Here is a 21,181-nt window from a genome sequence, read left to right as displayed (position 1 = left end):
TTCGGCTTCCGGTGCGGCGCGCCTCCGGCGCGCCGCACCGGTGTCATTCACGGGAAGATCCGTGCGCCGCCACGACGGCCGAGCGCGGCCCGCAGCGCCGGATCGGCCACCGCGCCCACGCCCCGCACCGCGACCGCCACCAGCACATCGCCCTCCGGGCCGCCCGCCGACGCCGGGCGCGCGTTGAGCAGCCGCTGGCCGGCGGGGGAGGCCCAGGAACTGTACGGATGCACTTCCATCCGGGCGATGGCCAGGCAGCCCAGGGTCAGCACGAGCGGCAGCCCGAACCAGACGAGCACCGGCACCCCCGAGCCGCCCGGACCCTCTTCCCGGCCGGGCGTGAGCAGCGCGGCGGTGCCCATCGCGGCCACCAGCAACGCCGCCCCGCGCACCGCCCGCACCGCGGCCACGATGTCCGTCCCCGCCCCGGCCGGCAGCGCCAGCCCCGCGGCGACGAGCCGTTCGGCGAGGGCGCGTACGGCATCGGCTGCGGCCGCCGCCGATCGGACCGGCGGTATCGGTGACTGACCCTGCGGGCCGATGGCACGGATCACCGTGCGCTCCACCTCGTCCCGGCCGTCCGGGTCGACCACCGTCGCCCAGCCGGTGTGCGCGAGCAGCAGCCGACGACGCAGATGCATGGTGACGAGCGCCAGATCGGCGACCCGGTGCGGGCCGCCGGTCAGGAACGCGGTCTCGTACAGCGTGAGTTCAGGGCCGTCCGCCGCGCGCCGGCCCTCCCGTGTCTCCCGGGGCGAGGTGCCCGGCGGCGGGGCCAGGCGGGCGGCCGCGAGACAGAGCCGGACACAGGAGACGGCTGCCGCACCCCATGCGACCAGCAGGAACAGAACCCAGAGCATGCCGGATTTCTATGCGAGACGGGCCCGGAGCGCCAGGGGATTTCATGATGCGGACGGCGAACGCTCAGGAACTGCTGCCGCAACTGGACCCGGAGCTGCTGCCGCAGCTGGACCCGGAGCTGCTGCCGCAGCTCGATCCGGAGCTGCTGCCGCAGCTCGATCCGGAACCGCAGCTGGAACCCGAGCCGCAGCCGGAGCCGCCCCCGCCGCTGTGCCCGCCGCTGTGCCCGCCGCCCTGTCCGGCGGAGCTGCCGCAGCCGCTGTCGCCCGGGCTCGCCCCGGCGCACCACACCGTCGGCACGAGCAGCATCCCCGAGGAGTCCGACGAGTGGTGCGACGGTGAGACGCGCGATCCGGCGGGACGCAGCCGGGCCGCCGTGATCAGGTACGTCCGCAGCCCCGGGTCGGGGAGCGCCCGCGGTCCCGACGTCGCCACCAGATGGGCCGCGCCCGTCCCGTACACGGGAGCGGTACGGAACGCCGCGGCAGCCCGGCGGCCCGCCTTGGTGATCCGGGCGCGGGCGGCACCCGCGACGACCAGTCCGACGACGGTGCCGACGAGCAGCGCCGGGAACACCTTGGCGACGAACGGCACCGGCGTCTCCCCGAGGCTGTCGGTCCCGATGAACTCCGCGATCGTCAGCGCGAAGGAGACCGGCAGGCCGACCAGGCAGAGCGACCCCTGGGTCATGCCCCAGATGCGCCACTTCCGGTTCGCCCCGGGCACGTTCAGCAGACCGCGCTCGGCCATGCCGTCACCGAGCTCCTGCACGGCGGGATGGTGCATCACCGCGTTCCGCAGCGTGTGCAGGGCACCGTTCGGAGCGGCGGCCTGCTCCTGGAGCACGGCCCGCTCCACCGGGTCGTGGGCGACCGCCCGCTGGACCGCGACGATCCCGGGCCCGCCGAGGACCAGCCGGCCGTCCTCCAGCATCGCGGCGAGCGCGGTGTCCACCACGCGGCCGGGGCCGCCGTTCAGGAACGCCACCTCGGACAGATCGTGCACGACGCCGTCGGACCCGCGGCGGGCACGGCCAGACCCCACGATCAACAGCGTCGAGGAGACCGCCACGGCGAGTGTCAGGACCAGGGCGAAGATGTTCATCCCGGTCACCTCCCTACGAGTACGGAACGGGCCGCCCGGATCAGCCGGGCGGTGCGGCGGGGCGGCAGGGGAGCCGCGCGGTCCTGCCACCAGTGGGTCAGCCGGCGGCGGGCCGCGTCGTCCGCGGGGCGGCCGGCGATGAGCAGCTGCTCGGCGAAGTCCAGGGCGTCACGCCGGTATCCGGCGGACATCGGACGGCTCCTGGCGTACGCGAGGAACGCGTCCCGGTAGGCGCGGCGGCCGAGGATCTCCGGGAGCTCGGGGGCCACCTTGGCGACGACGTCGGCGCGCTTGGCGGCCAGGGCCCGGCTCTGGACGCCGAGCCGGCGGTGGTCGAAGCCCTCGGGGGCGGGGGTGCCCGCGACGAGGGCGGAGAGCAGCGAGGTCTGGGCGACGGCGACCCGGTCACGTACGGCGTCGGTGGCGGCTTCCGTCTCACCGTTCCCGTCCGTCTGCGAGGTGGCGGCTTCCGTCTCACCGTTCCCGTCCGTCTGCGAGGTGGCGGCTTCCGTCTCACCGTCCCCGTCCGATTGCGAGGTGGCGGCCGGCGGCGTGGGGCGCGGGGTCTCCTTCCGCACCGGCCGGACGCCGCCCCGGTCCGCGTCGAGCGTGGCGCGGATGGCGTCCAGTTCGCCCGCCAGCTCGTCGGCCGGCGGGAAGTCGTCGTCGCGCTCCAGCAGGACCCCGGGCGGGGCGATGCGGGAGCGCAGCTCGGCGAGGACGCCGAGCACCGGAGCGGTGACCGGGTGGGCGTGCGTGTCGTGCCAGACGCCGTCCCTCTCCACGCCGCCCGCCACGTGGACGTACGCGATGGCCTCCACCGGCAGCTCGTCGAGGGCCCTGGCCGGGTCCTCGCCCCGGTTGACGTGGTTCGTGTGCAGGTTGGCCACGTCGATGAGCAGCCGCACCCCCGTGCGGTCGACCAGCTCCGCCAGGAACTGGCCCTCGGTCAGCTCCTCGTCCGGCCAGGAGATCAGGGCCGCGATGTTCTCCAGCGCCAGCGGCACCGGCAGCGAGTCCTGCGCCACCCGCACGTTCTCGCACAGCACGTCCAGCGCCGCCCATGTACGCGGGACGGGCAGCAGGTGCCCCGCCTCCAGCACCGGTGACCCGGTGCGCGCCCCGCCCGCCCGGACGAATGCGATGTGCTCGGTCACCAGGGGCGTGCCCAGCAGGGCGGCGCGTGCCGCGAGGCCCGCGAGCCGGGCGGGGTCGGGGCGGTCGGCCCCGCCCAGGCCCAGCGAGACGCCGTGCGGCACCACGGTGACGCCGCGCTCCCGCAGCCGTACCAGGGAGGCGGGCAGATGGTCGTCGCAGAGGTTCTCCGCGACCGCTTCCACCCAGTCGATCCCCGGCAGCGCCTCCACCGCATCGGCGATCTCCGGCCGCCAGCCGATCCCGATTCCAAGCTTCATGGTGTCCCCCTCCTCCGCTCTGTGCAGGGGTCATGACCCCGCAGTACAGCGGCGAACCCGAACAGGGAGACGTTCAGAGCTTCATTTGAGGTTCCGGTGCCGGGCCGGCCGGGTGACGGGCCGGTCAGGGCATCGGCGCCGTGGAGGGCCGCGAGGTGAACGACTGGTCCCCGGTCGGCGCCGCCGGAACCGGCTGTGGCAGGACCGAGCCCCTCGGCGCCACCGGCGGCCCGGTCGGGCTTGCCGTCGCCGCGTCCGCCGCCTCGCGGGCCATGGCGTCGAAGTCGACGAAGCCCGTGCCCTCCAGCATGGTGATGTGGTCGAGCACGGTCACGTTGGCATCGGTCGCCAGCTGCCGGATCAGCGAGTTACGGGTGGTGTGCCGCACCTGGGCGATCAGCGCGAAGACCTTGCCGTGCGAGTCCCGCAGCAGATTGGCGAACTTCCGCTCGTACTCCTCGCCGCTCGCCGCGGTCATCTCCCGCAGCCAGCCCTGCTGCTGCTCGGTCGGCTGGTTCGGCAGCTCCACACCGAGCTTGGCCGCCACGTCCCGCGACCTGCGGTCCAGATCCGTGTGCCCGACCACCAGATGGTCACCGGCCGCCTTGATCGCCTCGGTCGGCGCCCGCTCGATCGCCTGCTGACCGGCGGGCAGCTCCCAGAGCCCGGCCAGGCGCACCTTGACCAGGAAATCCCGGTCGGTCGCGGAGAGCGGCCCCCACTGCGTCGGGGTGGACGACGCGTCGAGGTTGGCCCGGCCGGTGCCCGAACGGTCGGCGTACGACCAGACCGGGTAGGCGAGTGCGCCGAGCGTGGCGACGAGCGCCGCGATGATGAGGGCTGTTCCGTTGATGCGTCGCACAGAGGTCTCTCCCGGGCCGGGGCGTGACGGCGTCCAAGCAACCGCCGGTCGCAACAGCCGTGGAATGACCGGCCGTTCGACCTACCGGGCAGTATTGCCAGTGCGGCGGTGCCAGGAGGTACGTATCGACGGACCGGACCATTCAACGGATCAGGCAGAAACCTGTGTACGCGTGCGGACGGATCAGCGGCGCAGCGCCGGATGGTCGGCGACCACCGTGCACGACCCGGGGGCGATCTCGGTGAACCCGGCGTCCCGCACCACCGGCAGCCCGCTCACCGTGAGTTCGTGCCAGCGGCCCGCGTCCGGGGTGGCGACCGCGAGCGGGAAGCCCGCCTCGCGCCACGCCTTGCGCTCCGTCTCGGACAGCTCCCACCAGGCGAGCTGCGCCCCGTGCCCGGCCTGCGCCATCTCCTTGCCCGCCGACATGCCGAGCTCCGGGTTCAGCCAGAGGACCGGGCCGGCGAGGTCGGGCGCGGCCGGCGGTTCGGGGTCGTCCAGGTCCGTCCCGGAGACCTGGAGCTTCGCGAGCTCCTTCGGCCAGCCGTCGAGCGGCACCGGCGGGTAGACCCGCACCTCGGCCTCCTCGCCCGTGACCGTGATCCCGGGCAGCGCGCAGGCCTTCCGCCACTCCGCGCCGCGCGCCCGCCGCACCACCTTCCGGATCCGCGCGTCCTGCCAGTCGCGCATCACCTGCGCCCACTCGCCCTCGCCCACGGACCGCTCGTCGGAGAGCATCACCAGCACCGCACGGGCGGCCGTGCGCAGCGCGTCGGTGCGCGCCGGGGGCGCCGTCTTCTCGATGTGCACGACCAGAGGGAGGACGTACTGAGGTGCTTCGTCCCGGTTCGTCCGCTCGGAACGGAAGGGGCTGTCCGCCGGCAGGCCGACGGGAACGGACGGGGACTCGGGGATGTCGTTGCTGCTCACCCGTCCAGTCTGCCAGCCGCCCCGAATTGCCTTCTTGGCGGAATGAAACCCTCCGGGTGAGGATGCACCGCATGAAGAGCGAACTGTTCTCCAGCGAGCACATGGCGCAGCCGGCCACCGCCCCCGGAATGACCCTGCAGAACGCCAAATCCATCAAGTACGCGGTCAACGGCGAGATGCACGCCCGCCAGGGATCGATGGTCGCCTTCCGCGGTGATCTCCAGTTCGAGCGCAAGGGCCAGGGCCTCGGCGGCATGCTCAAGCGTGCCGTCACCGGCGAGGGCCTGCCGCTGATGGCGGTGCGCGGCCAGGGCGAGGCGTGGTTCGCGCACGAGGCGGCCAACTGCTTCATCGTGGAGATGGAGCAGGGCGATGTCCTCACCATCAACGGCCGCAACGTCCTGTGCTTCGACGCCACACTCGCGTACGAGATCAAGACCGTGAAGGGCGCCGGGATGACCGGCGGCGGACTCTTCAACAGCGTCTTCACCGGCTACGGGAAGCTCGGCCTGATGTGCGAGGGGCACCCCATAGTGATCCCCGTCTCGCCCCAGCAGCCGGTCTGTGTCGACACGGACGCGGTCGTCGGCTGGAGCGCCCATCTGAACACGTCGCTGCACCGTTCGCAGAGCGTCGGCTCGATGCTGCGCGGAGGCTCGGGGGAGGCGGTCCAACTGCGCCTGGACGGTGAGGGGTTCGTGATCGTACGGCCCAGCGAGCTCAAGACCGAGAAGGCGTCCTCCAACTGAGTACGGACATCCTGCGGCTGAACGCGGTCGGCCGGCGGTACGGTCTCGCCGGACCCTGGGTGCTGCGCGGGGTGGACCTCGGTCTGCCCGCGCGCTCCCTCGTCCGCGTCGAAGGGGCCAACGGCACCGGCAAGTCCACCCTGTTGCGGCTCCTCGCCGGGATCGACGCCCCCAGCGAGGGCCGGATCACCGGCGCCCGGCCGCGCACGGCGTACGTCCCCGAGCGGTTCCCGGCCGCGCTGCCCTTCACCGCCGCCGGCTACCTCGTCCACCTGGGCCGGATCCACGGACTGCGCCGGGCGGACGCGGCCCGGCGGGCCGAGGAGTGGCTGACCCGCTTCGGGGCCGCCGGACACGCCCGCACACCGCTGGCCGAGCTCTCCAAGGGCACCAGCCAGAAGGTCGCCGTCGCCCAGGCCCTCCTGGCCGAACCGGAGTTGCTGGTGCTGGACGAGGCCTGGACCGGCCTGGACACCGAGGCCCGGGACGAACTGGACCGGGCCGTCGCCGCACGTGTCGCCGCCGGATCCACCGTCGTCTTCGTCGACCACGACCCACGCCGGCTCGCGGGCGCCGTCGACACGGTCCTGCGCGTCGAGGGGACCGGACTCGCCGAGGCACCTCCTGCCCGGCCCGGTACGACGGCCGGCCCCCGGGTCCGGATCGACGTGGCAGGCCCGCCCGGCACCCCGCTCCCCGACGCCCTGCCCGGAGCGCCCGTGCGGACCGCCGCCGACGACGGAACCCTGCGGCTCACCGTCGCGGCCGCGCACTCCGACGCCCTGCTGGGCGCCCTGCTCGCGGCCCGCCCGCCCTGGCACATCAAGCAGCTCGCAGCCGTGCCCGGCACCCCCGGCGAGGCGGCATGACCGCGCTGATCCGCTACCGGACCGCCCTGCTGCTGCGCTCCCAGCGCTGGCTCGCACCCGTGCTGCTGTACGTGGCCTTCCTCGGCGTCGGCGTCCGCTCGGGGCAGCCCGTACTGGACTCGCTCGGCTACACGGCGGCCGGACTGCTGCCCGTCACCGCCTGGCTCGTGCAGGTCTGTGTCACCCAGGAACCGCCCGCCGCCCGGACGGTCGTCGCCGCGGCCGTGGGCGGACAGCCACGGGCCCATCTGTCGGCCCTGCTCACCGCACTGGGGTGCGCCGGACTGCTGGGCACGGCCGCCACCGCGGTCGTGCTGCCGATCAGCGAACCGGCCAGTACCGATCACACGGTCCGCGTCCCCCTGCCGTCCGCCGGGCTCGCCGGACTGCTCGCCACCGCCTGCTGCGTCCTGCTCGGGGCGGCGCTGGGGGCGCTGTGCACCCGACCGTTGCTGCACCGGCGCGGATGGTCCATCGCGGCGACCGTGCTCGGGGCGCTGCTGGCCCTGGTGACCAGCGGGTCGCCCGCGAAGTACGCGGTGACGGGGCTGGTCACCGGCTCGCTCACCGGTACGGTCCCGGTGCCGGTCCTTCCGCTCCTCGGCGCGGCGGCCGTGGCAACCGCGGCCGCGCTGCTCGCCTGCGCACTCACGTCGGTACGGGGCTGAGTAGGCTCGTACGCATGGATGAGCGCACGGACAAGCCCGCGAACGAGGCCTACTGCGAGACTCCGGCAGCGTCCCCGGAAAAGGCCGCCGGCCCTCCGTACGCCGAATGCGTGCTGTGCCGGAAGCCGACCGAGTACGCGGAATCGGTCAAGGGCATCACGCTCTGCCCGGTCTGCGCATGGCAGGAGGCACAGCGCACCGCCTGCTCGGGCTGAGGTGCGTCAGCCGGTCATCAGCTCCGACACCTTCACGAAGCGGTATCCACGCTTGCGCAGCTCCGGAACCACCTGGTCCACCGCCTCGTCCGTGACCGGAGCCGCACTGCGCGTGCAGTGCATGACGACCAGCGAACCGGGCTCCACCCCGTCCAGCACCTGTTGCGCCACGGCGTCCGCGTCCGTCGCGAACGCGTCCCCGCTGACGACGTCCCACTGCACCGCCGTCACCTTCTCCGGTGCGAGCGCGCGCAGCGAGGCGTCGTCGTAGCAGCCGCCGGGGAAGCGGAAGTACGGCACCACGTTGCGGGCGCCGGTCTTCCGGATGGCGCCGAAGGCCCGCTCCACCTCGCCGCCGATCGCGTCCTCCTCCAGGGTCGGCAGCCCGTAGCAGGGTGAGGTGAAGGCGTAGTGGCTGTAGGAGTGGTTGGCGATCTCGAAGAGCGGGTCCGTGCCGATGGAGCGGGCCTGGGCGGGATACTCCTCGGCCCACCGGCCGGTCATGAAGACGGTCGCCGGCACCTTCAGCCGGCGCAGCAGCGCGATCAGCTCCGGATTGTCGAAGTGCTCACCGGCAGCCGCACGCGGCCCCTCGTCGGCCGTCATGTCGGCGTCGAAAGTGAGCGCCACGACCTTGTCCGTACGGTTCGGACCGCGTTCGAGCACGGGGGTCAGCCCATCGGGCCCGGGAGCCAGGAACGGCGGCTTCTTCGCGGCCGGCGAGGCAGTGGCCGGGGCTCGGTCCGGGGCGTGCGCGGCGGCGGTGGCACGGTCCGCGGGGGCGGCGTGGCCGGGGGAGTCCCCGGAGCTCCCGCAGCCGACGAGGGCAGCTCCGAGCACCACGCCCAGAGCTGTCATCGCCGTAATTTTCCGTACAGAGTCAGTCACTCCCGGAAACTAACCGATCAATCGGCGAGGTCCCGCCCGCGGCACTCCCGTGCCGGGAAGCGGCCCCCGGATTCACTCAGTCGTCGAGCAGATGCTCCGCCGTGAAGCCGAACAGCCGCGCGGCCGCCGTGGTGTCCACCGGTGCGGTGCGTCCGGGCAGCGGACGCAGCAGCCGGGTCGTCGGGTGGTAGCGGCGCAGCAGTTCCTCCGTCGGGAACGGCACGAGGGTCTCGGGTGCGCACACATGGACGGAGTGCGCACCCGGACCCGGGACGCCGAGGGCCAGCAGGGCGGCCCGCGCCGCATCCCGCACCTCCAGATACGTCCACAGGTCCCGGGCCCCCAACGCCGGCTGTGCGGTGAGCCGCGCCGCGTGCGCGCGCAGCCGTTCGTCGAATCCGCCGACGAACGGATAGCGCAGACAGACCACGCTCATCCCGTGCCGCCGCGCCATCGTCGCCGCCGTCAGCTCGTCGACCTGTTTGGACAGCCCGTACGGGTCCGCCACCTGCGACGGCAGCGACTCGTCGACCGGCACGTACGCGGGGTGCGGCGACGGGTCGGCCGTCCACGGCAGGCCCGTGATCCCCCAGGAACTGGCGACCGCGGCCTGCTGCACCCCGGCCAGCCCCGCCTCCTCCAGGACGGTGAACGTGGCGAGGGTGTTGGCGGCGAAGAGCTCCTGCGCGGGGGTGCGCTCCGGCGTGGGGATCGCCGCCAGGTGGATCACCCCGTCCACGCCGTCCAGCGCCGCCCGCACCGCCGTCGCGTCGGCGGCGTCCCCGGCGACGACCAGCCGGGCGGTCAGATCGCCCGGATCCTCCAGGACGAGGGCGTTCGCCTCGATGGCACGGTCGGCGAGCAGCGCGAGGACCGCCCGGCCGATCCGCCCCGCCGCCCCGGTGACCAGGACTCGTGTGACCACCTGCTGCTCCTATGCGTAGGCGCGTACGGCGACGACATGCGCCGACGCCGCCCCGTTGGTTGCCTCGACGACGATTCTCACCGCTGCCGTGGTGACCGGTCCGTCCAGGGTGTGCACCTGGCGGCGGCGCCGGTTGTCCGACGTACGTGCGACGACGTCCCAGGAGCCGTCCGGCCGGCGCGCCTCGACCCGGTAGTCGCGCAGGAGGCTGGGGAGCGTGTCGAACGGGGTCCTGTGGTGGTGCAGATTGATCAGGTCCTCGTTGACGTCGTCGTCGGCGAGCACGTCGATCCTCGACAGGGTGACCGGCCGGGGCCAGGACAGTTGCAGCCATTCCTCCCCGTTCTCCCGCAGCGGCTCGGAGACCCACATGTGCGGTCCCGCGTACGGGCGGGCGTACCCGTCCACCGCCTTGGCCGGGGCGTACGCGGAGGTCGCACCCGTACGGAGACAGAAGGTGCGGCGATGCAGTCCCGCGTCGGTCCACTCCCGCAGCGGCTGCGGCGTCTCGTCCTGGGGGCGCAGCGGCACCCGGGTGAGAGCCAGGACCCCCGGCGCCGGTTCGGCGGCGCTGTACAGGGCGAGGTCCTCGTTGGCCCGGACGACGACGAACGCGTTGCGGGAGTTCTCCGGCGACCAGCGCAGCCCGGTGCGCACCCACTGCTTCGGCCCGGCGGCGACCGGGACGGTGACGGAGGCGACGAGACGGCGCGGGACGTAGTTCTGTCCGAGCTCGGGGTCGTACAGCTCGACCACGAGCTCCGTGTCCCGGTCGGCGTCGACAAGGAGGTCGAGCGCGGTCAGCTCCGGGTCGACGGGCAGCACGAGACCCGCGTCGGAGCTCAGCGGCCACCGCTCCCCGGGGGTCGGCGCGTCCGGCGCGGCCAGGGCCGACGAGGCCGTGGCCACGGCGGTCAGCGCCAGGTCGTCCGGGTCCGTGGAGACCAGGCCGATCACCGAGGCGTCCTCGCGCAGCAGCGTCCGCTGCAACGCGGCGGCCGCGAGCTCCCGCGGTGCGACACCGTCCGCGGCGCACAGTGCGGCGGCGGTGCCCGCGGCCTGGCCGATGGTGGCGCAGGTCGCCATGACCCGGGTCGAGCCGAAGGCGACATGGCTGGCGGAGATGTTGCGCCCGGCGAACAGCAGATTCGTCGTGTTCACCGAGTAGAGGCTGCGGTACGGAATGTGGTAAATGCCGTCCGCGTAACGCTGCTTGGCCCCGTCCTCCGTCGCGTACACGCCCTTCGGCGGGTGCAGGTCGATGGACCAGCCGCCGAACGCCACCCGGTCGGCGAACTCGCTCTGGCCGAGGATGTCGCCCTGGTGCATGACGTAGTCACCGAGGAAGCGCCGGTACTCGCGCTTGCCGGGCACCGAGCCCACCCACTCCAGCGTCATGTTCTCGGAGTCGAACTCGCCGGAGTTCTTGATGTGGTCCCAGATGCCGTGGATGACCGCCCACAGTTCGTCGCGGATGCGTTCGTTGTCGTGCACCGTGTCGAGCTCGCCGCCGAACTCGATCCACCAGTAGGCGCAGCCGTTGTCCCCGGACTTGATGATGCGGCGCTGCGGGATGGTGGTCTCGGCGATGTTCCTGGCGAAGTCGGGCGCGACGTACTTGACGGGGCGCCCGGCGTCCTTGGTGTAGAAGAGCAGCGTCGAGCCGAGCGTGAGGGAGTCGGCCGTCTCCGGGGCCCACGCCTCGTCGTACTCGGCCCGGGACTCCCGTCCGATGCGGTGCCGGGCGCCGGCGAGATGACCGATGAGCCCGTCTCCCGAACAGTCCAGGAACATGTCGCTCTCGAAGCGGATCCGCCGCTCGGACCCCATCATCCAGCCGGTGACGGCGGTGATGCGCCGGGCGTCCTCGGGACCCTCGGCGTCCACCTCGCGCACGTCGGTGTTGAGGTAGAGCGTGATGCCCGGCTCGGCGCGGACCGCGTCCAGCACCACGGCGTCCCAGTAGTACGGGTTTCCGTCGGGGTTGCGGAACTGGTTCTCGACGAACAGCTCGCCCATGATGCCGCCCTCGCGGGCGTAGTGGTTCCTCCCGTGCCCGGTCGCGCCGCACACCCAGACGCGGACCTCACTGCTCGAATTGCCGCCGAGGACGGGCCGGTTGTTGATCAGGGCGACGGTGCGGCCCAGCCGGGCGGCGGCGATGGCCGCGCTCACCCCGGCCAGGCCGCCGCCGACGACGGTGATGTCGTGACGTGCGGTTTCGTTCCTCATGGCCCGGAGGCTCCTACTTCCAGTCGGGGTTGGCGGCGAGTCCGTAGAAGATGCGCGGGCCGCCGTCGAGGGTGAGGGTGACCTTGCCGCCGGCGGCGGTGAGCGTGCTCTCCTGTCCGATGCAGTTCAGTACGGTCACCGTGCCCGCGACCGCGCCGGAGTGGGCGACGACCTCGGTCTTCGTCGTCCAGGTCTCGGTCCAGGGCTCGGGGGACGGGTACCAGGCGTCGTCGCCGTGGTCGGCGTTGAGGACGTAGCCGTCCTTGCGGCTCCACAGGAACGACACCGGGCCGCGGTCCGGCGTGGTGAAGAGGAGGCCCTTGACGTCGGGGTCCGCGAAGACGAGCGGGCGGACATAGGTGGCCCGGTCCAGGACGCGGGCGGCGGTCGCGTACGCGAGCAGCGAGGGCTTGGCGCTGGTGTCGCGGTTCATCAGGCCGGTGTGGTACTCGACGTTGGTGGGGTCGGCCGACTGCGGGTGGCTGATGACGGAGTCGTGCAGCTGGTACCAGTTGACGCCGCGCACCCCCTCGGACTTGGCCAGTGCGAGCGAGAGCAGCACGTTCTCGGCGGCGTGCCGGTAGGTGTCGTGCCACCAGGAGTTGGGCTTCGTGGGCGCGTACGCCTCGCTGAGCCACAGCTCCTTGTTCCCGCCGTACGTGTCGACGGTCTCCCTGGCCTTGCGTACGGCCCCGAGGAAGTTCCAGTACGAACCGGTCGAACCCAGGGTCCACTCCTCCACCGGCGGGGCGTAGTCGGCGGTGAAGTTGCCGCGGCCCGGGTGGATGGCGAAGGCGTCGATGAGGTCCCAGCCGCCGGCGGCGTGGAAGTTCGTGGTCCAGACGTGGTCCATGCCGCCCAGGCCGGCGTTCATGACCTTCATCGTCGAACCGGCGGCGGTCAGCCGGTCGGTGACCTGGCGCAGGCCGTCCCTGACGTACACATCGGCGCCCCGGCCCGACATCCAGGGCGTGTTGACCTCGTTGGCGACCTCGAAGTACGGGGCCTTCGAGTCGATCGCCTTGGCGACATTGGTGTCGGCCCAGGCCGCGACCTGCTCGGCGGTGCCGCCGAGGGGGATGCTGCTGAGCTCGACGTTGTGCCCGATGCCGTGGGCGTCGAGGGTCGCGATGTCGATGCCGGGCGCTCCGGCGTAGGCGTTACGGACCCGCTTGATGCCCAGCGTCTTCATCAGCCCGAGGACCGCGTCCTGGCTCGGCTTCAGCAGCCAGGGGTAGTTGGCGATGCCGAACATCGACTCGTCGCCCGCCTGGTAGGCGAAGTCCGGCAGGACCGTGAGGTTGGTGCGGGCCAGCGCCTTGTCGCTTCCCGCCACGGCCTCGACCTCCGTGAAGACGATGCCCTGGGACGGGGAGGTGACCGTGAAGGCGGCGTCCCACGCCGTTCCGGCCGCCACCGTACGGGAGACCGTGCCTCCGGCGATCTGCGTGCCGGCGAAGTCGCGCGCCCACCAGTTCAGCGTCACCGACCGGTCGGCGGCCGCCCCGTTGACCACCTGGGCGTTGAGCGTCATGGTCTGCCCGGCGGCCTTGTACAGGTTGAAGGGCTGGTCGGTCCAGACCTCGATGCCCAGTGGCCGGCGCTTCGCGAGGGCACCCGCACCGCGCGGCCGCATGGTGCCGAGCACGATGTCGGCCTCGGTGACGGCGGTGGTCGTGCCGGTCGCGGTGCCGGGCGCGTGGACCCAGGTGGCGTTGGTGTACGAGGGGGTGGTGGCGGACAGGCAGACGAAGGCGGTGGCGTCCGGCCAGGTGTCGGTGTAGACGGCGCCCGCGTTGACCTCGTACGGAATGCCGCCCCGGGGGTCCTTCTCCCAGGTGGTCAGCGCTTCGTACGACTCCGTCGCGCCGGTGCCCTGGGCGGCGCGGGCGAACAGGAAGCCGGTCGGCGTCAGTGTGGTGGAGCCGGCGACCTCCCACTTCAGGTGCGCCTTGTGCGCGGTGACGTCGAACGTGCCGGTCACGGTGATGCCGGGGGCTCCGCCGCCCAGGATGTACGTGATCTGCAGGGCGGGGCGCCCGTCGGGCAGCGTGATCCGCGCCGGGGTGCCGCCGAAGGTGCGCTGCTGGCCCAGCACACTGTCCTTGATCATGAAATGGGTGAGCAGCAGACGGTCGGTGCCTGCGGCGTCCTTGAGCAGCACACTCCCGTCGCTCCGGCCGACGAGCGTGATGCCCTCGGCGGTGAGGGTGACGGGGTCCGCGGCGTACGCGGCCCCCGCCGGGATGAGGGCCGCGCCCGCGGCGACGGCTGTGCCCTGGAGGAACCTGCGGCGTGCGACTGACATGGCAGTGCCTTTCTCTTGTCCCTAAGAGGAAGCTGCAGTGAGAGGGGGGCTGGGATTCAGCCCTTGACGCCGGTGAAGCCGAGTCCGGCGACGATGTACTTCTGGCAGACGGCGAAGACGAGCACGGGCGGCGCGACGGCAAGCACCATCGCCGCGATGAGCTGGTCCTGCGGGGCCTGGGTGGCGAGCTGGGCGAGCGCGACGCTGATCGGCTGCTTCTCGGGGTCCGTGATCGCGACCAGCGGCCAGATGAAGTCCTTCCAGCTGTGCATGACCGCCAGCAGGCTGATCACGGCGAGCACCGGCCGGCTCATCGGCAGCACGATCTTCGTCAGCAGCTGCCGGGTGCTGACACCGTCGACCCGGGCCGCGTCGAAGAGCTCGCGGGGCAGGGCGTCGAAGAACTGCTTGGCGAGCAGCACCGTGAAGGCGTTGGTTCCCGCGGGCAGCCAGATCGCCCAGTAGGTGTCACCGAGGTTGAGGTGGAGGAACGGCACATCGATCACGGTCATGAAGAGGCTGACCATGTTCACGGTGTACGGCACGAACATCGTCGCGAGGATCGCCCCGTAGACGACCTTGCCGAACCGGGGCCGCAGCACCGACAGCGCGAAGCCGGCGGTGGCCGAGACGAAGAGCTGGACCAGCCACGAACCGCCCACCACCAGGAGGCTGTTCATCAGGTAGTGGCCGACGCCCAGATCCCGGTACGCGATGGTGAAGTTACCCGTCAGCGGCCGGTCCGGCCACAGGGCGAGGGGATGCGTCGTCAGCTCGGTCGGCGGCGACACCGCGCCCTTGACCATCCAGTAGAGCGGCCCGATGCCGATGAGCAGCAGCAGGAGGAGCGTGAGGACCTGGACGGAGCGCACGGCCGCGCGGACGCCGGGCCGCTGCCGGTCGTTGACGGAGACGAAGGTGGTGAGGGAGGTCATGACTTGCTCCAGCTGCGGGTGGCCCGCAGATAGACCGCGGAGAGCAGGGCGAGGGCGAGCACCATCAGGAAGGAGAGCGCGGCCGCCTGGCCGTACGCGCCGTCCTGGAAGGCGTACCGGAAGATCAGCAGCAGCACGGTGAGGGTGGAGTTCTCCGGGCCGCCGCCGGTGAAGACGTACGGCTCGGTGAAGACCTGCACCGTGTTGATCAGCTGCACGAGCAGCAACAGCCCGATGACCGAACGCAGTTGCGGAAGCATGATGTGCCAGAGCCGGCGCCAGATCCCGGCCCCGTCCATCTCGGCGGCCTCGTACAGCTCACCCGGGATGCCGACCATGGCCGCGAGATAGATCAGCACGGCGCCGCCCATGCCCGCCCATGTCGACTCCAGTACCAGGGACAGCATCGCGCTGTCGGAGGACTCCAGCCAGGAGTACGGGCCGAGACCGATGGCCCCCAGGGCGCTGTTGAAGAGCCCGCTGCCCGGGTCGTAGAACCACTTCCACAGCAGGATCGCCACCACCGGCGGAATGACCACGGGCAGATAGACGAGGAAGCGGAACACCCCGGCGCCGCGCCGCACCGTGGACATGACGGCGGCCAGGAAGAGAGGCGCGGGGAAGCCGATCAGCAGGCCGAGGCCGACGAAGAGCAGCGTGTTGCCGACGGCGGTCCCCAGCAGCGGATCGTCGAAGACCGCCCGGAAGTTGTCGAAGCCCACCCAGACGGCGGGATCGACGAGATTGGTCCGCTGGAAGCTGATCAGCAGGCTGCGGACGATCGGCCACCAGGCGAAGAGCCCGAAGATCAGCAGCGTCGGGACCAGGAACAGCCAGGCGGTGAACTGCTTGCGCAGGGCCCCGCCGCGCGGTCCGGTCCGCCGGTCCGCGTCCTGCGGCAGCGGCTCCTTGCGTACGGCGGCGGGGCGCCGGGAAGGGGTGAGCAGGCTCATGGCGGACTACTTCTGGCCGGCGGAGAGCTTGGTGTTGACGTCCTTCTCGGCCGCGGCCAGAAGGGCGTCGACATCGGCGTCGCGCTTGGTGAGCACCGACTGGACGACCGAATCGAGCGCCGTGTAGAGCTGCTGCGCCTGGTACGGCGGCTCGGGCTTGAGGTCGAGCTTCGCCAGACCTTCGGTGTACGGCCGGAAGTTCTCCGGCTTCACGTTGATGTACGGCTTGATCGCCGCGTCGATCTGCTTCTGCCGCTCGGCGTCGAAGACCGGCAGGGTCGGCACGCCGACCGCGGACTTGGGGTCGGCGGAGAGCGCCTTGGCCTGCTGCGCGGCGATCTGGGTGCTGTACTGCGGCTGGGCGTACGCGAAGGTCAGCCACTTGACCGCGGCCGCCGCGTGCTTCTTGTCGGCCGACTTCGGGACCATGTAGATGTCGCCGCCGGTCAGCGTGGCGTTGCCGCCGGACTGCGGCATGGCGCCGACCCCGAAGGCGTCGGGGTTCTCCATGCCGAACTGCATCTTGGCCAGCCGGAATGTTCCCGGGCTCCCCATGAACATCCCGACCTGCCCGGCCGCGAACTGCTTGACGACGTCGTTCTGGTTGTTGAGCAGGTTCCGGCCGAGCGAGTCGTCCTTCCAGCGCATGTCCTTCAGCAGGTTGAGCGCCTTCTTCGTCTCCGCGCCGGTGAGGGTCGCCGTGTACGTGCCGCCCTGCTGCGTCTCCAGCTCCCCGCCGAAGGCGTACGACAGCATGGTCAGCTGCCAGCCGCCCTGGTTGTCCTTCGACTCGTGGACGAAGCCGGCCTTGCCGGTCTTCTCACTGATCTTCTTCGCGGCCGCCCGGACCTCCTCCCACGTCGTCGGCGGCTTGTCGGGATCGAGTCCGGCCTTCTCGAAGAGGTCCCGGTTGTAGACCAGGCCCTGGGCGTACGGATTCTGCGGTACGCCGAAGACGTCGCCGGAGCTGTCGCTCACGGGCTGGAGGACCTGCGGGTTGAACTCCTTGAAGTGGTCCCAGGTCTGGAGCTGCCCGGTGATCGGCTGCACCTGCTTCTGCTGGATGAGCCGCTGGGGCTCGGTCAGCGGCACCTTGATGACGTCCTCGACGCTGCCGCCGGACAGTTTGGCGGAGAAGGTCAGCGGGTCGAAGACGGTGGTGGAACCCTTGACCTGGATCCCCGGGTTGGCCTTCTCGAAGTCGGCGACCTGCTGCTTGAACAGGGCCAGGCCCGGCTTGTCGGTGGCCGGGGGCATGCCCTGGACCCGCAGGACGACGTCGCCGCCCGAGCCCGCCTTGCCCGGGGTGACGGAGGAACAGCCGGTGAGGGTCACGGCCACGGCTATGCAGCCGAGTACGGCCGCACGTCGGGAGGTTCTGGACATTTCTACTCCAAGGAGGGCAGGAGAGGGTAGGGAGAGGGCCGGCGGGCCCGGCGGAGCTCAGGCGGCTCGGTACGCGGAGGGGTGGTGGATCAGTGGGTGGGCGCGGGGCCCGTGGAGGCGCGTGGGATCAGCCGGGAGCCGATCTCCACGCAGGGCGCGTCGTCGCCGCTCGCGCGGCCGGCGATCGTCTCGATGAGCAGATCGCCGGCCCGGGTGGCGATTTCTTCGGGGTCGATCCTGATGGTGGTCAGTCCCGGGGTGGAGACGGAGGCCAGCAGGGTGTCGTCGATGCCGACGACGCTGACGTCCCCCGGGACGCTGACGCCCAGGTTGGACAGCTGGTGCAGCACGCCGAGGGCGACCAGGTCGTTGTGGGCGATCACCGCCGTGGCGCCGTGTGCGCCGACGAGCGTGGCCGCATGTACCCCGGTCTCGAACCGCGGCTCGTACGGGCCGAGTTCCACCAGTGAGAGGTCCAGGGCCTCGAAGGACTCCTGGATGGACTTGCCGCGGCTGAGTTCGGCGCGCGAGGCGTTGATGAACACGCAGCGGCGGTGGCCGTAGGCGCGCAGATGCTCGACGGTCTGCGCGATTCCGGCCGACAGGGAGATCCGCACCTCGGGAATGCCCGGTACATGGCGGTTCACGACCACTACCGGCATCCGGTCCGAGAGTTCACGCAACCGCTCCTCGGTGAGCGTGGAGGCCCACAGCACCAGGCCGTCGACCCGCTTGGACACGGCGGCGATGGCCTCCAGCTCGTCGGCCTCCCGCTCGTCGCTGTCGGCGACCAGGACCGTGTAGCCGAGCCGCCGGGCGCGGGCCTGCATCGCCTTGATGATCGGCGGGAAGAACGGGTTCGTGATGTCCGGGACGATCAGCCCGAGCGTCCCCGTGCCCCCGCCCCGCAGGCTGCGTGCCGCCGGGTTCGGGGAGTAGCCCAACTTGGCCGCGGCGTCCAGGATGCGCTGCCTGGTCCTCGGCTGGACCTGGTCGGGTGCGGTGAACGCACGGGACACCGTCGATACCGAGACGCCCGCGGCGCTCGCCACCTCCCGGATTGTGACTGCCACACCGGCCTCCTCGCCTGATCCTTGCTGGATGCGGTGGATCCTTGCGAACGTTCCCAGGCGTGTCAAGAGTGTTTCCATCAGGAAAATCTCTTGTGTGCAGGGGGCTTGCGCGAGCGTGGCACCGGTGTCGATGATGCGTTCTCATCAACTGTTCTGAAATTGCGGGAACGTTTTCATCGAGGAGTGGCATGAAGATCACCGGCCTGGAAGTGCTGACTCTGCCCGATCACGGCGACAGCATGATGCTCGTGGTGGTCGACACCGACGAAGGCATCCACGGCCTGGGCGAGGTCGGCATCAGATCCCGGCAGAAGGCGGTCGCGGGCGGGCTCGCCCATCTGGCCGAGCTGATCATCGGTGAGGACCCGCGGCGCATCGAGCACTTGTGGCAGGTGATGTTCCGCCGCGGCTTCTTTCCCGCGGACCGGATACTCGGCGCCGCCATCGCCGCCGTGGACGTGGCCCTGTGGGACATCCGGGGCAAGGCGCTGGGCGTACCCGTGCACGAACTCCTCGGCGGCCGGGTGCGCGACCACGTACCCGCCTATGTGCACGTCGGTGACGGGTACCACGACCGGGAGTGGTTCCTCGACCGCTGCCGCGACCTCGCCCGGTCCGGCTGGCGTCATCTGCGCTTCGCCGCACCGCACGACGCCGACGACGTGCTGGACGCCCGCCGCTGCCTGCGCGACACCGTCGAACTCTTCCACCAGGTACGGGACGCGGTGGGCCACGAGGTGGAGCTCATCCTGGACGTGCACACCCGGCTCGACCCGCCCGAGGCGCTGACCCTGTGCCGGGAGATCGAGGCGGCCCGCCCGTACTTCGTGGAGGACCCGCTGCGCTGCGAGAACCCCGACAGCTACCGCATGCTCCGGGCGCGCACCGGCGTTCCGCTGGCCGCGGGGGAACAGTACGGATCCAAATGGGAGTTCAGGCCCCTGATCGAGGGCGAACTCATCGACTACGCCCGGGTCGACGTGGGCGTCGCCGCCGGTCTGACCGAGGCGAAGAAGATCGCGGCCATGGCGGAGGCCCACCACGTCAAGCTCGCCACCCACAACCCGCTCGGCCCGGTCACCGCGGCCTCCTCGCTCCAGCTCAACCTGGCCTGCCCGAACGTGGCGATCCAGGAGCACCAGACCGACCCCGAACCGGCCATCGCCGCGCTCTTCACCCACCGCCCGGTCGTCGTGCCGGGACGGATCGAGTTCAGCGAACTGCCCGGCATCGGGGTCGACATCGACCGAGACGAGGCCCGTGCGTACCAGGCCACGGCGGCCGAGCGCCCCCATCTGCGCACGTCGGACGGGGCGTTCACCAACTGGTAGGGGACGCCGGGGCGGTGGACGGCCGGCCCGTCCGCCGCCCCGGTCGCTCAGCCGGTCAGCGCCAAGGACCCGTCACCGCGAACGTCGTCCCCGGCGTGTAGCAGTTGACGAACATCGTCCCGAAGTCCGGCGAGAAGGTGACCCCGGCGAACTCGCCCCACTCCGGCTCCTCGGGCGTCCCGATGTTCTGCCGGCCGCGCGCCATGGCGTACACCTCGCCGCGCCGCGTCAGACCGAACACATGCTGAGCCCCGCCGCCGTCCTCGCACACCATCAGCCCGCCGTCGGACGCCAGGGTAATGTTGTCGGGCGACTCGCCCGGCAGCTGGATGTCCGTGTCCGGGCCGAAGGCGATGACCAGCGTCAGCCGGCGCCGCTGCGGCTCGTACCGCCAGACCTGCCCGAAGTGGTCGGCGGCCGACCCCTCCGAGCTGTGCGCGAAGCTGGAGACGAAGTAGACCGAGGAGCCGCCCCAGTAGCAGCCCTCCAGCTTCTGGCCATGGGTGATGCCCTTCGGCCCGAAGTCCTGGAAGCGGATGGGTGTGTCGGCGGCCAGCGGGTCCGGTACGGGGACCCACTCGATCCCCTCGAAGCTCGTCCCGGTCTTCTGGACCGCGGAGAGGTCGGGGACCCCCGGCACCCGCATGGCCTCCAGCCGGCCGCCGGCCCGGAGCGAGCCCGTGCCGCCGAGCGGCTTCTCGGGCAGGAAGCGGTAGAAGAGCCCGAACGGTTTCTCGAACGCGTCCTCGGTCTCGTACACGACACCGTTCTGCGGATCGATCGCGATCGCCTCGTGCTGGAAACGGCCCATCGCGGTCAGCGGTACGGCGCCGGTACGGTGCGGATTCGCGCCGTCCACCTCGAAGATGAACCCGTGGTCCTTGGTGTAGCCGTTGGTCCCGGCCCTGTCCTCGGTCTCCTCGCAGGTGAGCCAGGTGTCCCAAGGGGTGCGCCCACCGGCGCAGTTGACCGCGGTGCCGGCGATGGCGACGCGTTCGCCGAGGACGTTGCCCCGGCCGTCGAGCTCCAGGGCCGTACAGCCGCCCTTGCCCATCGGGTCGTAGGTGAGCCCCTTGACGGTCGGCACGGAGATCGCCGCGTCGACCCGGTTCTCGTGGTTGCGCACCAGCCCGACGTGTCCGCGCCGGCCCGCGAACGCGGCCATGCCGTCGCAGTGGCTGGGGACCGGTCCCTCGCCGGAGCGGAGCGGGTCGCCCTCCCGGGACAGCACCCGGTAGCGGAACCCCTTCGGGAGATCGAGCAGCCCGTCGGGGTCGGGCACCAGTGGGCCGTAACCCGCGTGGCCGCGGGCGGCGGACGTTCCCGCGAAGAGTTCGGTGAAGGCCCCGGTGAAGGCGATCGTGGCGGCTGCGCCGCCCGTGGCCAGGACCTGGCGGCGTGTCGCGAGAGGACGAGGTGCGGTTGACATGTGGCAACTCCCTGTTGGCGGACAGGTGACATGGCATCGTCAAAAGCA

At 71.6% G+C, this 21,181-nt stretch carries 19 protein-coding genes; 5 read left to right on the top strand and 14 right to left on the bottom strand.

The window, feature by feature from the left end:
• Positions 1-47 precede the first annotated feature (47 nt).
• The 5 genes from OG912_RS04630 to OG912_RS04610 form a co-directional block, all read right to left on the bottom strand.
• Complete coding sequence (locus OG912_RS04630) at positions 48-860, bottom strand: TIGR04222 domain-containing membrane protein (RefSeq protein WP_327708301.1); 813 nt, start codon at positions 858-860, stop codon at positions 48-50.
• A 64-nt stretch (positions 861-924) separates the two neighbouring features.
• Positions 925-1,965: a TIGR04222 domain-containing membrane protein gene (locus OG912_RS04625; RefSeq protein WP_327708300.1), complete on the bottom strand. Its 1,041-nt coding sequence runs from the start codon at positions 1,963-1,965 to the stop codon at positions 925-927.
• A 5-nt stretch (positions 1,966-1,970) separates the two neighbouring features.
• The gene (locus OG912_RS04620) at positions 1,971-3,380 is read right to left on the bottom strand and encodes a DUF692 domain-containing protein (protein ID WP_327708299.1); all 1,410 of its coding nucleotides are present in this window, start codon (positions 3,378-3,380) and stop codon (positions 1,971-1,973) included.
• Positions 3,381-3,504: 124 nt separating this feature from the next.
• Positions 3,505-4,242: a DUF4142 domain-containing protein gene (locus OG912_RS04615; protein WP_327708298.1), complete on the bottom strand. Its 738-nt coding sequence runs from the start codon at positions 4,240-4,242 to the stop codon at positions 3,505-3,507.
• A 183-nt stretch (positions 4,243-4,425) separates the two neighbouring features.
• Positions 4,426-5,172 (bottom strand): peptidyl-tRNA hydrolase, encoded by a 747-nt coding sequence (locus OG912_RS04610; protein ID WP_327708297.1) that lies wholly within the window; start codon positions 5,170-5,172, stop codon positions 4,426-4,428.
• Positions 5,173-5,243: 71 nt separating this feature from the next.
• On the opposite strand from OG912_RS04610, the gene OG912_RS04605 reads away from it, so the two are divergent.
• From OG912_RS04605 to OG912_RS04590, 4 genes are read left to right on the top strand one after another with little or no spacing between them, the layout of a single operon-like run.
• Positions 5,244-5,921, top strand: a complete 678-nt coding sequence (locus OG912_RS04605; protein WP_327708296.1) for an AIM24 family protein — start codon at positions 5,244-5,246, stop codon at positions 5,919-5,921.
• Between the two features lie 59 nt (positions 5,922-5,980).
• The gene (locus tag OG912_RS04600; protein ID WP_327708295.1) at positions 5,981-6,790 is read left to right on the top strand and encodes an ATP-binding cassette domain-containing protein; all 810 of its coding nucleotides are present in this window, start codon (positions 5,981-5,983) and stop codon (positions 6,788-6,790) included.
• Positions 6,787-7,458 (top strand): ABC transporter, encoded by a 672-nt coding sequence (locus OG912_RS04595; protein ID WP_327708294.1) that lies wholly within the window; start codon positions 6,787-6,789, stop codon positions 7,456-7,458. The genes OG912_RS04600 and OG912_RS04595 overlap by 4 nt, the downstream gene beginning before the upstream one ends.
• A 14-nt stretch (positions 7,459-7,472) precedes the next feature.
• The gene (locus tag OG912_RS04590) at positions 7,473-7,673 is read left to right on the top strand and encodes a hypothetical protein (protein ID WP_327708293.1); all 201 of its coding nucleotides are present in this window, start codon (positions 7,473-7,475) and stop codon (positions 7,671-7,673) included.
• A gap of 6 nt (positions 7,674-7,679) precedes the next feature.
• Here OG912_RS04590 and OG912_RS04585 read toward each other — a convergent pair whose 3' ends face one another.
• The 8 genes from OG912_RS04585 to OG912_RS04550 all read right to left on the bottom strand — a co-directional run bounded on the left by OG912_RS04585 (position 7,680) and on the right by OG912_RS04550 (position 18,373).
• Positions 7,680-8,531 carry a polysaccharide deacetylase family protein gene (locus tag OG912_RS04585; RefSeq protein WP_327708292.1) on the bottom strand — a complete coding sequence of 284 codons (852 nt, stop codon included), beginning with the start codon at positions 8,529-8,531 and terminating at the stop codon, positions 7,680-7,682.
• Between the two features lie 106 nt (positions 8,532-8,637).
• A complete protein-coding gene (locus tag OG912_RS04580; RefSeq protein WP_327708291.1) occupies positions 8,638-9,486 on the bottom strand; it encodes an NAD-dependent epimerase/dehydratase family protein in 849 nt (282 codons plus the stop codon).
• A gap of 9 nt (positions 9,487-9,495) precedes the next feature.
• Complete coding sequence (locus tag OG912_RS04575) at positions 9,496-11,718, bottom strand: FAD-dependent oxidoreductase (protein ID WP_327708290.1); 2,223 nt, start codon at positions 11,716-11,718, stop codon at positions 9,496-9,498.
• 13 nt (positions 11,719-11,731) lie between these two features.
• Positions 11,732-14,026: a hypothetical protein gene (locus OG912_RS04570; RefSeq protein WP_327708289.1), complete on the bottom strand. Its 2,295-nt coding sequence runs from the start codon at positions 14,024-14,026 to the stop codon at positions 11,732-11,734.
• A gap of 56 nt (positions 14,027-14,082) precedes the next feature.
• A complete protein-coding gene (locus OG912_RS04565; RefSeq protein WP_326739525.1) occupies positions 14,083-14,961 on the bottom strand; it encodes a carbohydrate ABC transporter permease in 879 nt (292 codons plus the stop codon).
• Positions 14,958-15,914, bottom strand: coding sequence for a carbohydrate ABC transporter permease (locus OG912_RS04560; protein WP_326739526.1), 957 nt, complete (start codon positions 15,912-15,914; stop codon positions 14,958-14,960). The genes OG912_RS04565 and OG912_RS04560 overlap by 4 nt, the downstream gene beginning before the upstream one ends.
• Positions 15,915-15,920: 6 nt before the next feature.
• The gene (locus tag OG912_RS04555) at positions 15,921-17,300 is read right to left on the bottom strand and encodes an ABC transporter substrate-binding protein (RefSeq protein WP_327708288.1); all 1,380 of its coding nucleotides are present in this window, start codon (positions 17,298-17,300) and stop codon (positions 15,921-15,923) included.
• An 89-nt stretch (positions 17,301-17,389) separates the two neighbouring features.
• Positions 17,390-18,373 carry a LacI family DNA-binding transcriptional regulator gene (locus OG912_RS04550; protein ID WP_326739528.1) on the bottom strand — a complete coding sequence of 328 codons (984 nt, stop codon included), beginning with the start codon at positions 18,371-18,373 and terminating at the stop codon, positions 17,390-17,392.
• 188 nt (positions 18,374-18,561) lie between these two features.
• Here OG912_RS04550 and OG912_RS04545 point away from each other — a divergent pair, with 188 nt between their 5' ends.
• Positions 18,562-19,704, top strand: a complete 1,143-nt coding sequence (locus OG912_RS04545; RefSeq protein ID WP_327708287.1) for a mandelate racemase/muconate lactonizing enzyme family protein — start codon at positions 18,562-18,564, stop codon at positions 19,702-19,704.
• A 55-nt stretch (positions 19,705-19,759) separates the two neighbouring features.
• On the opposite strand, the gene OG912_RS04540 is transcribed toward OG912_RS04545, so the two are convergent.
• Complete coding sequence (locus OG912_RS04540; protein WP_327708286.1) at positions 19,760-21,133, bottom strand: alkaline phosphatase PhoX; 1,374 nt, start codon at positions 21,131-21,133, stop codon at positions 19,760-19,762.
• Positions 21,134-21,181: the final 48 nt, after the last annotated feature.

The sequence above is a fragment of the Streptomyces sp. NBC_00464 genome (assembly GCF_036013915.1).
Taxonomy (GTDB): Bacteria; Actinomycetota; Actinomycetes; order Streptomycetales; family Streptomycetaceae; genus Streptomyces.
This window is presented reverse-complemented; position numbering and strand designations above follow the sequence as displayed.